Annotated in this window: 11 protein-coding genes; 5 read left to right on the top strand and 6 right to left on the bottom strand. The window is 62.2% G+C overall.

Features of this window, described 5'->3' with window-relative positions; genetic code table 11:
* Positions 1-59: 59 nt before the first annotated feature.
* Together OXT71_21110 and OXT71_21105 are read right to left on the bottom strand one after the other, a co-directional pair.
* Complete coding sequence (locus tag OXT71_21110) at positions 60-938, bottom strand: NAD(P)-dependent oxidoreductase (protein ID MDE2928892.1); 879 nt, start codon at positions 936-938, stop codon at positions 60-62.
* A gap of 70 nt (positions 939-1,008) precedes the next feature.
* Positions 1,009-1,797, bottom strand: coding sequence for an SDR family oxidoreductase (locus OXT71_21105; protein MDE2928891.1), 789 nt, complete (start codon positions 1,795-1,797; stop codon positions 1,009-1,011).
* 120 nt (positions 1,798-1,917) lie between these two features.
* Here OXT71_21105 and OXT71_21100 point away from each other — a divergent pair, with 120 nt between their 5' ends.
* On the top strand, positions 1,918-3,807 hold the full coding sequence (locus OXT71_21100; protein ID MDE2928890.1) for a tetratricopeptide repeat protein: 1,890 nt from the start codon (positions 1,918-1,920) through the stop codon (positions 3,805-3,807).
* Between the two features lie 16 nt (positions 3,808-3,823).
* On the opposite strand, the gene OXT71_21095 is transcribed toward OXT71_21100, so the two are convergent.
* On the bottom strand, positions 3,824-5,533 hold the full coding sequence (locus OXT71_21095; protein MDE2928889.1) for a CRTAC1 family protein: 1,710 nt from the start codon (positions 5,531-5,533) through the stop codon (positions 3,824-3,826).
* 38 nt (positions 5,534-5,571) lie between these two features.
* Positions 5,572-7,011: a VCBS repeat-containing protein gene (locus OXT71_21090; GenBank protein MDE2928888.1), complete on the bottom strand. Its 1,440-nt coding sequence runs from the start codon at positions 7,009-7,011 to the stop codon at positions 5,572-5,574.
* 520 nt (positions 7,012-7,531) lie between these two features.
* On the opposite strand from OXT71_21090, the gene OXT71_21085 reads away from it, so the two are divergent.
* Together OXT71_21085 and OXT71_21080 are read left to right on the top strand one after the other, a co-directional pair.
* Positions 7,532-9,202, top strand: a complete 1,671-nt coding sequence (locus OXT71_21085; protein MDE2928887.1) for a VCBS repeat-containing protein — start codon at positions 7,532-7,534, stop codon at positions 9,200-9,202.
* A gap of 108 nt (positions 9,203-9,310) precedes the next feature.
* Entirely contained in the window at positions 9,311-11,314 is a 2,004-nt protein-coding gene (locus tag OXT71_21080; GenBank protein MDE2928886.1) for a tetratricopeptide repeat protein, read from the top strand.
* Positions 11,315-11,331: 17 nt separating this feature from the next.
* On the opposite strand, the gene OXT71_21075 is transcribed toward OXT71_21080, so the two are convergent.
* Positions 11,332-11,718, bottom strand: coding sequence for a cupin domain-containing protein (locus tag OXT71_21075; protein MDE2928885.1), 387 nt, complete (start codon positions 11,716-11,718; stop codon positions 11,332-11,334).
* A gap of 294 nt (positions 11,719-12,012) precedes the next feature.
* Between OXT71_21075 and OXT71_21070 the strand changes: the two genes are divergently transcribed.
* Positions 12,013-12,270, top strand: a complete 258-nt coding sequence (locus tag OXT71_21070; GenBank protein ID MDE2928884.1) for a type II toxin-antitoxin system prevent-host-death family antitoxin — start codon at positions 12,013-12,015, stop codon at positions 12,268-12,270.
* Positions 12,267-12,650: a type II toxin-antitoxin system VapC family toxin gene (locus tag OXT71_21065; protein MDE2928883.1), complete on the top strand. Its 384-nt coding sequence runs from the start codon at positions 12,267-12,269 to the stop codon at positions 12,648-12,650. Before OXT71_21070 ends, OXT71_21065 begins: the two co-directional genes overlap by 4 nt.
* A 58-nt stretch (positions 12,651-12,708) precedes the next feature.
* On the opposite strand, the gene OXT71_21060 is transcribed toward OXT71_21065, so the two are convergent.
* Complete coding sequence (locus OXT71_21060; GenBank protein MDE2928882.1) at positions 12,709-13,794, bottom strand: Gfo/Idh/MocA family oxidoreductase; 1,086 nt, start codon at positions 13,792-13,794, stop codon at positions 12,709-12,711.
* Positions 13,795-13,857 lie beyond the last annotated feature (63 nt).

Below are 13,857 nucleotides of genomic sequence, written 5' to 3'. Positions count from 1 at the left end.
TACTGTGGAAAACGTAAGGGCGCCCCTCGCGGGCGCCCTTTTTTTGTAAGGAGGGGTGTTTATCCCCAATCGACGCCTGACCGCCGCATGTAGTCACGGATGTACGTGAGGGTGTCCTCCTGACCGTGTCCCGCGTCCCGGTACCGGGTCACCAGCGTTTCCACCAGCGGACCCGCCGCCAGCGGCACGCCCAGGTCCCTGCCCAGTTCGACACACAGACGAAGATCCTTGACCGCCCCATCAGTCACGAAGTGAAGCGGTTGGCCGTCCAGGGACAGCTTCATGGTCCTTTCCATGAACGTGCTGTGGCCCATGCTCGGCTTGATGACGTCGAGCAGAATCCGCGGATCCAACCCGGCCTTCACGCCCAGGGCCATCCCCTCGCAGGCGCCGATGAAGTTGATGTACATGATCAGGTTGTTCACCAGCTTGGCGGCGTGGCCGGAACCGAGCGGCCCCATGTGGACCACGGTCTTTCCGATGCACCGGAAAAGCGGACGATACTTCTCGAACGCTGCCTTTTCTCCACCGGCGAATACGGTCAACGAGGCATCCCGCGCACCCCAGATGCCCCCGCTGATGGGCGCGTCCAGGACCTGAATGCCTCTGGAGGCGCCGGCTTCCGCGATGCGGCGCATGACCGCCGGCGAATTGGTGCTGGTGTCGATGCAGGCGCCTCCCGCGGCCAGACCGGAAAAGACGCCGTTGTTGCCCAGCACGACCGATTCCACTTCCACCGGGCCGGGCAGGGACAGCAGCACCACGTCGGATCGCTCGGCCGTGTCCGCGGGGCTCGTCGCCCAGACGGCGCCCCCATCCTCGAGATTGCGGGCCTGCTCGCGACGGATGTCGTGGATGGTCAGTTCGTATCCGGCCTTCTGCAGGTTGGCGGCCATGGGGTTCCCCATGGCGCCCAGGCCGATGAATCCGATTCTCATATCGGCACCTTTCTACCGGTCCCTGTTTCGCGGGGATCACGGCCGGCGTGAAGTCAGGACCGATGTGAATCTACGGCGTGCCGCGCCGATCGCCGCCGTCCATGTAGATGGAACTTCCGAACATGTAGGAACAGACCTCCGATGCCAGAAAGGCGACCACGTCGGCGATTTCCTCCGGCTCGGCAATGCGTCCGGCCGGGAGCCCGCGCCCCAGGTCCCTGAGAACTTCCTCCACGTCGCGGCCCTCTTTGTCCGCCTTCGCCTGAAACAGATCGCGCGCCCTTTGGGTGTTGGTGAAACCGGGGCAGATGGTATTGACCAGGATGCCGTCCCCCGAGACCGCGTCCGAGAGTGCGCGTGTCATGTTGAGGATGGTGATGTTGGCCAGGCTCACCGGAATGTTGCCCTGGGCCGGACTCGCGCCGGCGCTTCCTGCGATGTTGACGATGCGTCCCCAGCCGCCCCACTTCATGTGAGGGATCACGAGTTGGGACATGCGAAGGTAGCTGTAGCTCTTCAGGCTCAGCGCATCGTCGATCAGATCGGTGGGAAGATCCAGGATGTCGTGCGCCCGCGCCGCACCGGCGCAATTCACCAGGATATCGACCCCTCCGAACTGTTCGACCGTCTCGTCCACGACCCGGCGGCACGCCTCCAAGGTGGTCAGGTCCGCCGAAACGGCATACCCTTCGCCTCCCGCCTCGTTGATCTCCCCGACCGTCTGGTCCAGTAGATTCCGGTCACGGGCCGTGATGCAGATCCGCGCACCCTCGCGGGCAAGCGCCAGGGCGCAGCATCTTCCAATCCCGCGATTGCCGCCGGTGACGATAGCGACCTTTCCTCTTAGTCCCAGGTCCACGTGTGCTCCTTAATTGTCAGCGTCGCTGCCGGAAACCAGACCCGCATCGATTTGAATCTGTTTATACTCATATCACCCACTCAGAATAGTGTATCCGAGTCGCTGGTCTAAGTGATCCCCATGCTCCATATCCCGGCAATCGCGGCACTTGCGGGTTTCCTGCTGTTGGCGCAGGGCGAGCCGGAGAAGGCCCTGAGGCGGGCGGTTCAACTCCAACAGGACGGTGATCTGCAAGGCGCCATCGAAGTGTACCGGTCCTTGCTGGCCCGTAACCCCGGTCTGGCGGAGGTCCGAGTCAAGCTGGGCAACGCCTACGCTTCGAGCGGCCGGTATCAGGATGCCGTCGCCCAATACGAATCGGCTATTGAATCCGGCGGTCTCATTGACCCGACGGGCGCCAGATACGCCCTCGGGTGGACCCATTATCGAACGGCCGACTTCGAGAGGGCCAAGCAGATCCTGGTCCAGGTCGTCGCCGATGGATCGAAGGGCAGGGAAGCCCTTCAGTTGCTGGCCTCCTGCCACTTCAACCTGGGCGAGTGGCGGAAGATGATCGAACTTCTGTCGCCGCTTGAGATGGAATTGTCCCAATCTCCAGCCCTGACCTATCTGTTGGGAGTTGCCCTGGAAGAGGACGGGCGGGCGGAAGAGGGAACGCCGCTCGTCGAGAACGCCCTGAAAGACACGGACTGGCCGACATCGCGGTTCCGGTCCGAGATGCGCGCAGATTGGCTCAATCGTTTGGCGCGCCGAGGCGGCAAGTTGATGGAAAACGGAGACTACCCGGGAGCGGCCAGGCACTTGGAAAGAGCCCTCGCGCTCGACCCGCGGGTCCCTTCGTTGAACGCCACGTACGGGAAGTTGCTCCGGCTCATGAACCGGCACGACACAGCGAACCAGGCCTTCCTGGAAGAACTCAAGATCAATCCCGACGATTACGACGCCAATCTGTACCGCGGCATCTTTCTCTTTGAGAACGAACAGCAATATGAGGAAGCCCTGGCCCGCTTCGAACGTGCGCTGCGGACGCGGCCGGGCGATGCGGATGCGCGGTTTCAGATGGGACTCGTCTACAGCTCCTCCAACCGGATCGAAGAGGCGATCCGAACCGTGAAGAGTGTGGTGGATGAAAACCCCAATTTCCTGGAAGGCCACGTGACTCTGGCCGGCCTGTACTTCCGGTTGGGACGGCAGGAGGAAGCCGAACGCCACCGGGTCGCCGCCGAGCGGCTGCGGACCAGCAGGGACGGGCAGCACCTGATCAAGATGGGACAAATCGCGCAGGCCTCGGAGCTGTTCGAGCGCCAGAAGCAGGCGGATCCGTCCGATCCCGAGCCCTACTTCCATCAGGGGATGGGGCGTTGGCAGGAGCAGGATTGGCCGGGCGCCGCCGCAGAGTTCAAAGAGGCCGTTCGATTGGATGGCAACAATCCCAAGTACGCCATCTACTATTCGAACGCATTGGCGCAATCGGGAGCGCACGAACTGGCCCGGCCGGTCCTTGAGTCTCTGGGCCGGGATCGATGGCCGCAACTGAACTCCCGCCAGGCCTGGATTCTGGGGGACACCTATTTTCAGATGGGAGAGCACGACCGGGTTCTCCAGGTCCTGGACTTCCTGGCCGACCGGGAACCGAAAAACGCGCGCGTCGATCTCATGCGGGGCCAGATCCATCTCCGCAAGGGAGACTATGAGCAAGCCCGCGCCTCCGCTGAAGGGAGCATCAGAAGGCAACCGGACAACGATCTTGCCTATTCACTGTTGGGAACGGCCCGGTACCTGTTGAAGGACATGCCGGGGGCGAAAGAGGCTTTCCTCAAGGCTGTCGAGCGAGCTCCCGACAACCCGAATCATCTGCGCAAGCTGGGCGCTCTCTACCTGGAGTTGGGAGAGACCGAGCCGGCCATCGAGACTCTTGAGCGAGCCCGGCCCGCCGCCGCCAGATTCCCCAGTATCCAACGTCTTCTGGAAAGGGCGTACCGGTCCAGGAAGACCGGTTCAAAGGAATAAAACCACCGCCGCGGCGCTAGTCCGGCTCCTCGACCCTGAGAATCTGGTCGGGTTGGACGCCGTTCAATACCTGAACCTTGCCCGACGGCCAGCGGATCTCCAGAGACTCGACGCCTTCTTCCTTCCCCAAACCGAAATGAACCCGACGGTCCGGCGAGGACATGAGGCCCACCGTCGAGGAAACAAGGTTGTGAAGGGTCCGTCCCGAGGCCGTCCGCAGCAGGACGGAGGCTCCGATGGCGTCCCGGTTGCTGGCCCGGCCGCGGAGATCCAGCATCAGCCAGTGGTTTCCGTTGCCGCCCGAATTTTGCAGAATCCTCGGCATCTGGTTCAGCGACGTAACGACGATATCCAGGAATCCGTCATCGTTCAGATCTCCGAAGGATGAACCGCGCTGGTAGGCGATGCGCATGAAATCCTTGCCCAGGCTCTCGGAGACATCGGCAAAGGCCGTCCCCTCCAGGTTCCGCAGCATGGTGTCGTGCTGGGCGGTGTCGGGACTCAGGTATTCCAGGCCCCCGTTGGCCGAATAGATGTCCTTCCAACCGTCGTTGTCGAAATCGATGAACCCGCTGCCCCAGCCCGTGAAGCTGCGGCTCAGCTTGGCCACCTGAGTCCGGTAACTGACATATTCGAAAAACCGCCCGCCCCGGTTCTGAAAGAGCCCGTGGAGCTGATTCCTGAGGTCGTTGTAGAAAATGTCGACCTGCCCGTCATTGTTGAAATCCTTGGCGTCGGCGCCCATGCCCGAGCCGGCCACCGCCGAACCCTTGTAGGCGACGCCCAGGAAAAACGAAGCTTCCCGGAAGGTTCCGTCGCCCTGATTCAGGTAGAGAAAATTCTGCACCGTGTCGTTGGCGACGAACACGTCCGGACGGCCGTCCTGATTGAAATCGGCAATTCCCAACCCCATGCCCTTGCCCAACGCGTTGTCGAGGCCCGCCTCGCGTGAGACATCGGTGAATTTCCCGCCGCCCAGATTCCGGTAGAGCGTGTTGGAAACACTCCGGACGGTCTTGGGACTGCAGTAGAACGGAGTGCCGTCGGGAAACAGGCACGGCTTGTCGGTTTTGGCGTTCCAATAGGTGTATTGGGAGACGAACAGGTCCAGCAGGGAATCCTGGTCGTAGTCGAACCAGGCGGCGTCCACGCTCAACAGGTCTTCCGGCTTGTCGTCGAGGCCCGACCCGATGGTCACGTCGCTGAACGTCCCGTCGCCGTTGTTTCGATACAGGGTGTTGGGTCCGGCGTTGCCGATGAACAGGTCGCGGTCGCCGTCGTTGTCGTAGTCGCCGGCGGTCACCCCGAAACAGTAGCCCAATCCGGCCCCCGTCAGGCCGGCCTGCCGGGTGACGTTCTCGAATCTGCCTCCGCCCAGGTTGCGCAGGAGGCAGTTGTGAAACGAGCGGTTGGTCTTCTCGACTTCGGGCAACTTGGCGCCGTTGGTGAAGAAGATGTCCAGCCTGCCGTCGCCGTCGTAGTCGAAGATGGCGACGCCGCCGCACATGGGCTGGGGAAAGTACTTGCGCCCGGTGAAGTCGTTATTGGAATGGTAGCGAATATCCGATCTGGATGCGATGTCGGTGAATCGAATGGATCCCGGATCCTCCCCGCGGGCGGCTGTTTCGGACGGGGCGCTCAAGACCCAAATGAAAGGGACAGCCAATACCGGAATGAATAGTCGGCTCCACGCCAGGGTCCATCCCATGGGATGCATCGGAGTCATGGTACGACAATCGTTGGTTTATGCGGGAGTTCCGCAGGTTACGGCCGCTGCCGCCAGATCTGGACCAGCTCCCAGTCCACTCCTTCCCTGGCTTGGCCGAAGTTTCCCAGGATGATGTCGGTGCCGCCGTCTCCGTCGATGTCACCCAGCTCAAGGGTGATGTAGTCGCACGGAATATCGGCCAAAGAGCGGGGTTGGAAGGACCCGGGTCGGGTCTGTTCGTACCAGACCACTCCCGGAAGATTGTATCGACGGCGCACCTCCTCGGTCAGATTGGGGAAATAGGAAGCTGCCACCAGGTCGAGATCGCCATCTCCGTCCAGGTCCCCCGCTTCGGCGCGGAGAGCGCCGTAGTAGACGTCCACGGGGTGATGGACAAAGGAAAGGTCGCCTTTGTTCTCCAGCCACGACAGCCCATGGTAGGGCCTCATCTCCGCCATGGCGTCCAGTGTGTCTCCGTGGGTGAAGAGCACATCCAGGTCCCCGTCTTGATCCAGATCGACCATTTCGAGCCCGCTCGAGCCCCAGTGCGGGTGAGGCGCGACGAAGAGGGTTTTCTTTTCGAAGGTCCCCGGTCCCCGATTGAGGAACGCGACCACCGCTTCGTGTTCCTGCGAGAGCAGGGCAATGAAGTCGGTCCTTCCGTCCCGGTCGAGGTCCACGATGGGAATGTGAATCGCGCCGGCCCGGTCATCCAGTTCCACGGACCTGAAATCTCCGGCTCCGAGTTTCGAGGCTTTTTCCGGACCGGACCCGTTTTCCAGATAGTGAATGCCCCCTACGGTCCTCCATCCGAACTCGGCGACGATGACGTCCACGTCCTGATCCCCGTCAAAGTCTGCTGCCCGGACGTCGGCGACCCTGCCGATCCCGGTAGCCAGACGGTGGACCTCGAATTCACGCTTCCCGGTCCGCCGGAGCCAAGCCACCGATCCGGTTCGCTGGTCGGTCGGCTTGGGCCATCCGAGATCTGCGATCAGCAGGTCGGTCCTTCCATCCCGATCCAGGTCCACGACCTCCGCATGGCAGGGATTGGTGAGTTTGGCGATGGGTCGGAGGTCCATTTGACCGTCATCGGGATCGGTCCAGCTCACCCACCCGGAGATCATGTCGCTGACCACCAGTTCGGGGCCCTCCAGATCCGGAAACAGTTCCAGGAGCCGGACATTGGCTGCTCCGGGTTGGAGACCGCGAACCTTCCTGCCCGGCAAGAGTCGGCGGTCGAACTTGAGCTCCGGCCCCCCACGCTTTGCCGTCCAACGCGGCGTGTCCAATCGGTCAGGCGCCTTCGACCGGAAGTAGGAGGCGACTTGCAGGGCGTCGACGTCCCAGATCGGCTTGTTGTGGGATTGCAGGAGGGTGATGTTGGCCAGTTTGAACTTCCTCTGAATCAGGCCGGGCCATTCCTTCTTGGGGAGGATCTCCGGGGGCGTCCATTCGTGGCACTGGGTACACGCCTGCCGAATCTTCGTTCCCAAGGCTTCCGCATCCGTGGGCTGGGGGAGTTCGGATGAGACCCCGCCGGCGGAGGGCCGGGCGGGGCTGAGCAAGAAGAGACTCAGGCAGAGAACCGGGAAACAGCCGGCCGACTGACCACGCGACGTCATGCTCGAGATGGTAGCCAGGAGGGGGGACAGTCTTGTCCCCCATTCCTGTCTCTCCACAATTCCAAGAATCGGCGGTTAGGAAACCGCCGCTCCCATCCATATAATCTGCGTCATGGCCCGGAAAGGCCGAGGCTCGCGGCGCCGACCGAGAAAGAAAAAACGAGTTCGAAGGACCTCGGGGAAGACTAGCTCTCGAACTGCTCCGAAGAAACCGTCCCCGGACCGGAGGCCCAGGAGCCTCTACCTGGGCTTGGCGGTCCTAGGCGCCATTCTCGCAGCCGGAACTCTCTATTTCTTCAAAGAACGAACTGAATCTTTTACCCGGAACGTCTGGACAGAGGAGTACACCATCCCTCCCAGGAATCTTCCGCTCGGGGATGTGGAAGAAGCGTTGAAGAAGGTTCCGGAAGGCTCCGACGAATGGGATACGGAAGAACTGGACGTCGAAATCGAGAGCCGGCTCGAGAAGCTGGCCGTTGCGCTCAAGGACACGCCGGATTCCGATTCGTTTCCTTCCGGGCTGTTGAGCTCCGGATTCAAGGGGACGCCGCTGGAGCCGGCCGCCACCCGGAAGGTCAAGTCCGAAGAGGGGTTGGAGATTCTCCGCGGCGAGCCGGCCGGCGAGGAGCGTGTCACGGCTGCGGCGTTCCCGTCGGAGATCGCCAGGCTCCTGCGGGAAGCCGTCCGGATCCGTGATGTGAAATTCAAGGTGACGAGGATCGAATCGCCCCGGTTTCCAGGATCATCCGTCGTCAGCGACGTCATCTACACCATCGTCGGTCAGGGCAAGGATGGCGAATCCTTGCAGTGGAAGGGGGACTGGCAACTCAGTTGGCAAAAGGACCGAACGGGCCGCTGGGAACTCTCGCGGCTGAAAGTCCTTGCCGCGTCGCGGGCGAGAAGTGCCGGAAGCGCCTTCACGGAGGTCACGCATCAAGCGCTGGGAAAGAATGATTCTTACCGGAAGCAGTTGCTTCAAGGAGTCGAGTATTGGCAGGGAGTCCTCGACTATGTGGCCGGAATGGATGTCTATGGTCACAACGGCGTCGCAATTGCCGATATCGACGGCGACGGCGACGAGGATTTCCATGTCTCCCAGCCGGCGGGCCTGCCCAATCTGCTGTTTCGCAACGAGGGAGACGGCACCTTTCTGGACGTCACGGAAATGGCGGGAGTCGACGTCCTGGACAACACGGCCTCCAGTTTCCTGGCCGACACGGACAACGACGGGGACCCGGACCTGATCCTCATCGGGACCAGCTCACTGCTGTTTCAAAACGACGGTTCCGGCCGGTTCAGCCTGGCCGGCGACTCCGGGTTCGAGGCCATCGATGACACCGACGGCAGCAAAGTGTCCGCCGCCTTGGCCGACTACGACCGGGACGGACACCTGGACATCTACGTCTGTTCATACGCCTTTTGGCGGGGACAGGAGGAATTGGGAAACTATCCCTTTCCCTACCATGACGCCAACAACGGCGCCCCCAACATCCTCTTGCGGAACCAGGGGAATGGGTCGTTCCGCGACGTCACCCTCCAATCCGGAATGAACCGGAACAATCTGCGTTACAGCTTCGCCGCGGCGTGGGGTGACTACAACGGCGACCGATACCCGGACCTGTACGTCGCCAACGACTTCGGTCGCAACAACCTCTACCGGAACAACGGTGACGGTACCTTCACCGACGTGGCCCGGGAAGCGGGAGTGGAGGACATCGGAGCGGGGATGAGCGCGGCCTGGGAGGACTACGACAACGACGGCCGACTGGACCTCTACGTGGGAAACATGTGGTCGTCGGCAGGTCAGCGGATCACTTCGTTGCGGCAGTTTCAGAGCCAGCGGCCGCAGGAAGAGGTCCAAAACTATCAACGGCATGCCAAGGGCAACTCGTTGTTCTCCAATCGGGGCGACGGCACGTTCGAGGAGGTCGGCGCACAAGCGGACGTGGAGTTGGGACGGTGGGCCTGGAGCAGCGATTTCTTCGACTTCGACAACGACGGTCATGAAGACCTGTACGTGGTGAACGGCTTCATCACCAACGAAGACACGAAGGACCTCTGAAGCTTCCTCTGGCGGCAGGTCGTGTCGCAATCGCCATCGAAATCTGCTGTGGCTTCGGCCCCGTGCGGAGCGCGAATCGGTTCCGAATACCGGAACGGATGGGACGCGGTGAACCTGCTGATCCGGCAGGGCGGTTCCCTGAGTGCGCGCGAGACCAATAACTTCTACATCAACTGTGGCGACGGAACCTTCGCCGACGCCTCGGGCATCACAGGGTTGGACTTCCCCGAAGATGGACGGGCCTTCGCCGTGGGCGACCTCGACCAGGACGGCGACCTGGACCTCATCCTCAAGAATCGAAATTCGCCGCAACTCCGGCTGATGCGAAACCATGCCGGGAGCGGCTACAACGCGGCCAGTTTCGACCTCAGGGGCACCCGCAGCAACAGGGACGCCGTCGGAGCGAAGATCACCATCGAGACCGGCGCCGGCTCCAGGTCGAAATTCGTCAAGATCGGATCCGGCTTCCTGTCCCAGAGCTCCCGCCGGGTCTGGTTCGGCCTGGGGAACCAGGACGGGATCCGGAAGGTCAGGATCGAGTGGCCCAGCGGGGATGTCCAGACTGTTCGCGATCTTCCGGCCAACCACAGGATCGTGATCGTAGAGGGGTGGGACAGGACGGAGACCATTCCGTTTCGGTCTCTCCCGCAAGATGACCCCAGGCCGGACGAAGGGGGGGAAGCGCCCGCTGGGGATCCTCCTTTGTACAGCGGAACCTGGTTGCTGGAGAAACTTGCCGCACCCAAGTTCCGGTTGCCCGGTTTGAACGGAAGGCATCATTCCCTGGGCATGTACCGGGGCCGCCGGGTGTTGCTGAACTTCTGGGCGACCTGGTGTCCGCCTTGCCGGGAAGAACTGCGGGACCTGCGATCACATCAGGACGATCTGCGAGACCTCGGCGCCGCGATTCTGGCCATCTCCGTCGATGATCCCGCGGACCGCGCAAAGGTGCTGGAGTATGCCCGGGAGGAGGAGTTCCCCTTCCCGGTGCTGCTTGCCGACGAGGACGTCATCGCGGCGTACAACCTGGTGAATCGCTTCCTGTTCGAAAAGATACGCGACCTGGCCGTTCCCACGTCCATGCTTCTGGATCGGGACGGGAACATCGTCAAGATCTACCGGGGCAGAGTTCCGGCCCGCCAGATCATCCGGGACATTCAAAGCACCCCTCGGTCTGAAGAAGAACTGGTCCGGGCCGCCTTTCCCTTTCCCGGGAAATCCATCGGCATGGAATTCGCCCGGGACTACACCATGATCGCCGATTCATTCCGAAGGGCCGGACTCAACGACCAGGCGGCGGTCTACTATCAGCACCAGTTGCTGGAGCAGGGCCACGACACGCCCCAGTCGTGGAACAGCCTCGGGCTTCTCTACGAGCAAGAGGGGAAATTGGACCAGGCGCGTGAGGCCTACGAAAAGGCCCTCCGGCTGAATCCCGACTACGCGGACAGCCACAACAATCTCGGCGCGATGCGCTTGAAGGCGGGGGAAATCGACAAGGCCATAGACAGCTACCGCACCGCCGGGCGATTGGCTCCCTGGTCAGCCGACGTCCAGAGCAACCTGGGCCATGCGCTGCTGAAAAAGGGTCTGCACGCCGAGGCTGTTCGTGCGTTCCGGAAGGCCCATGAGATCGACGTCGAGGCCCCGCAACCCCTGGTCAACCTCGGCAACGCCTATCTGCAGATGAAGCGATTTCAGGAAGCGGTCTCGGCCTACGGCAAGGCATTGCGCATGCGGCCGGATTCCGCCGAGGTCCACCATAACCAGGGCTACGCGTTTCTGGAATCGGGCCGGCTCGACGACGCCTTGGCGTCCTTCGACAGGGCGCTACGGCTGCGGCCCGAATACGCCAGCGCCCAGAACAACAGGGGGACGGTCTTCTTGCGAAAGGGCAGGTTCGAAGACGCGGGCCGCGCGTTCGAGGGGGCGATCCGGGCCGACTCCGAGTTCAGGCCCGCCTATATCAACCTTGCCATGACCCGCCTTCGGGGAAACGAAATCGGGAAAGCCGAGGACGTGCTCCGCCGCCTGCTCAAGGTGAAACCGGACGATGCCGTGGCCCTGGACCTGCTGGCGCAGATCGAGCAGGTGAAGTCCTCGGCGCCATAGAAGGAGAGAAATTCGGGCTAACGCGATTCGTCGTGGGTTTCGAACTCCGCCGGCATGGTGATCTCCAGCACCACCCAGTCGTCGGAGTATTCCAGCACCTCGTGTTTGATTCCAGGCGGCTGGTACCAGGCGTCGCCCGCTTCCACGCGGATCTCGCCGATGTCTTCGAAGTAGAGCCGCGCCCACCCCTGGATCAGGTAGACCATCTGGAATTCCAGGTCGTGGGAGTGGTAGCCCATAGGCCCCCCGCACGGTTGCTCGGCCCGTATGACGTGGGCCAGCACCCGGCCATCGGTGGCCTCCTTGATCCCCAGGTCGCGGTAGGCGAAGTAGGGTCTCAGATCCTTCCCCCACCGGGCGTCCTTGGCACGCGCCGCAAATGATTTGGGCCGTTGCTCAGTCATCGAACAAGTCCTGATTATCGCGCAGTGAACAAATTCTACGGGGTACCGCTGGTGGCTGCAAGTTCTCGAATTTACATACTAATAATCGTCCTGAATTCCTTTCATTGACTCAACAAGGAGATACTTTCCCGGGATGGGCCCAGTGAGGATCCGCGGAAGATAGCCTAGGGGGATGTTGGTGATCCAGAAACGCCGCATCTGGTGCAGGACGATCCGGGGTCATCCGTCCGAGCAGCCTTCGCGCGCCGGCCTCCTTGAAATGGACCATCCAATAGTCCATATTTGAGCATGCCGATGCGGATTTCCGTCACCGAAGCGAAAGGGCAATTGACTGAACTTGTCCGCCGTGCAGAGGCGGGCGACGAAGTGGTGCTTACCCGTCATGGCCATGCGACGGTCATGCTGGTGCCGGTGCTGCGGCGGCCCGATGCCAAGGGGCGGCGCAAGGTGATTGGTGCGATTCAGGCCGCCGTTGCGAGTAAACGAACCGATGGCGCGAGCGCAGCCCGCAGTCAGGATTTTCTCTACGACGAGAACGGCCTGCCGAAATGATCGCAGTCGATACATCGGCCCTGATGGCGATCCTGCTGAACGAACCGGAGGCGCCGGCCTGCACAGAGGCCTTGTCGACAAACGACCGGATCATGATTTCCGCTGCAACGGTAGCCGAAGCACTGATCGTTGCCGAGCGGCGGGGCCTCGGAGTGGAAATGGCCGGGCTTATCGATGGACTCGGCGTGGAGACTGCAACGGTCTCGCTGCCGGTGGCGCGGCAGGTGGCTGATGCCTACGCGAAATGGGGTAAAGGAATGAATCCCGCCGGTCTGAACTTTGGCGACTGTTTCGCGTATGCAGTCGCGAAGACGTACGACTGTCCCTTGTTGTTTGTTGGAGCGGATTTTGCGCGGGCGGATGTCGCAAGCGTGTTGTGATCCGTTGCACCGGCCCCGATCGCAAAATTCCGGGCCTCGTATCGCGGTCTCGACACGATCAGGGTGAACCCCTGGATGCGTCGAGGACCACTCGTTCCGAACGGCCGCCGGCCGCCGACCGGTAGGCGGCCTCCAGCAGCTCGATGGTGCGCGCGGAGATCTCTCCTGGCGACCAGTTCTCCCGGCTCCGGCCCAGAATCAGATCGATGAACCGGTTGGGCGGGCCGTCGCAGGCGTAGTCTCCCTCCCCCGGCTCGACCTCCAGCTCGAAACTTCCGCCGTCGTTGCGGTGGATGGTCAGGTGCTCATGAAACAGATCGAGACTTAGCTCCCCCTCGCTGCCGTAGATGCGGATGTCCATCTCGTGCTTGGGCTTGCTGGAGGGTTGGGTACCGGCGGCGGAAATGGTGCCGATGGAGCCGTTGTCGAACTTGGCCACGATGGCGTCGTACATCTCGACCGGAGCGCCGGCTCCGCTCATGTAGGCGAACACCTCGCTGCCTCGCAGACCGGTGAGCCAGAACAGGAGCGCCACGCTGTGAGACAACTGGGAGTATCCCTGCCCGCCGCCGGCGAGATCGGGGTCGCTGTAGAAGGTTTCCGGGTCGGGGATGTCCTCCATGGGATAGGGCCATTTCTGTCCCATGTAGAGCGCCCGCAGGGCCGAGCCCATGTGGCACACGATGTACTCAACTTCGCCGACCGCCCCCTGATCCATCTTTTCCTTGGCGGCGGCCACCATGCGGACGTAGTGCCAGCCGGTGGGGATGGAGAGCACCAACCCGCGCGCGTTTGCCGTCTCCACCAGGTCCCAGGCCTCCGCGGCCCGTAGCGCCATGGGCTTCTCCACGAGGACGTGACGGCCCGACTCCAAACTGGCCTTGGATTGCTCGTAGTGGAATCCGTGCGGCGAGGCGATCACCACCGCGTCGATGGGCTGTTCCAGCAGTTCCCGGTAGTCGTCCGTGGCGTAGGGAAAGCCGAATCGTCGCACCGCCAGGTCCCGCGATTCCTTGGTGGGTGTGGCGACACCCCCCAACACCACGTCGTCTCGGGCCTGCAGGACAGGCATGTGATTGGTCTGCGCCCAGTTTCCCGCCCCGATGAATCCCACCCGGACCGATGGTGCTGTCTCTAATGCCATTTTCGTGTGCCTTTCCAGGAGGGGCGATTTCCAATCGCCCGGTCTTCGTCGCCGAGTTGCCCC

The organism is Acidobacteriota bacterium (genome assembly GCA_028874215.1).
In the GTDB taxonomy this organism is placed as follows: domain Bacteria; phylum Acidobacteriota; class UBA6911; order RPQK01; family JAJDTT01; genus JAJDTT01.
The sequence above is the reverse complement of the archived record's forward strand: the minus strand, read 5'-3'. Positions and strand labels throughout refer to the sequence as shown.

Excerpts from the sequence above, each read along its gene's own strand:
- OXT71_21095 (MDE2928889.1), bottom strand. The coding sequence starts at position 5,533 with ATGACTCCGATGCATCCCATGGGATGGACCCTGGCGTGGAGCCGACTA.
- OXT71_21075 (MDE2928885.1), bottom strand. The coding sequence starts at position 11,718 with ATGACTGAGCAACGGCCCAAATCATTTGCGGCGCGTGCCAAGGACGCC.
- OXT71_21110 (MDE2928892.1), bottom strand. The coding sequence starts at position 938 with ATGAGAATCGGATTCATCGGCCTGGGCGCCATGGGGAACCCCATGGCC.
- OXT71_21070 (MDE2928884.1), top strand. The coding sequence starts at position 12,013 with ATGCGGATTTCCGTCACCGAAGCGAAAGGGCAATTGACTGAACTTGTC.
- OXT71_21065 (MDE2928883.1), top strand. The coding sequence starts at position 12,267 with ATGATCGCAGTCGATACATCGGCCCTGATGGCGATCCTGCTGAACGAA.
- OXT71_21060 (MDE2928882.1), bottom strand. The coding sequence starts at position 13,794 with ATGGCATTAGAGACAGCACCATCGGTCCGGGTGGGATTCATCGGGGCG.
- OXT71_21100 (MDE2928890.1), top strand. The coding sequence starts at position 1,918 with ATGCTCCATATCCCGGCAATCGCGGCACTTGCGGGTTTCCTGCTGTTG.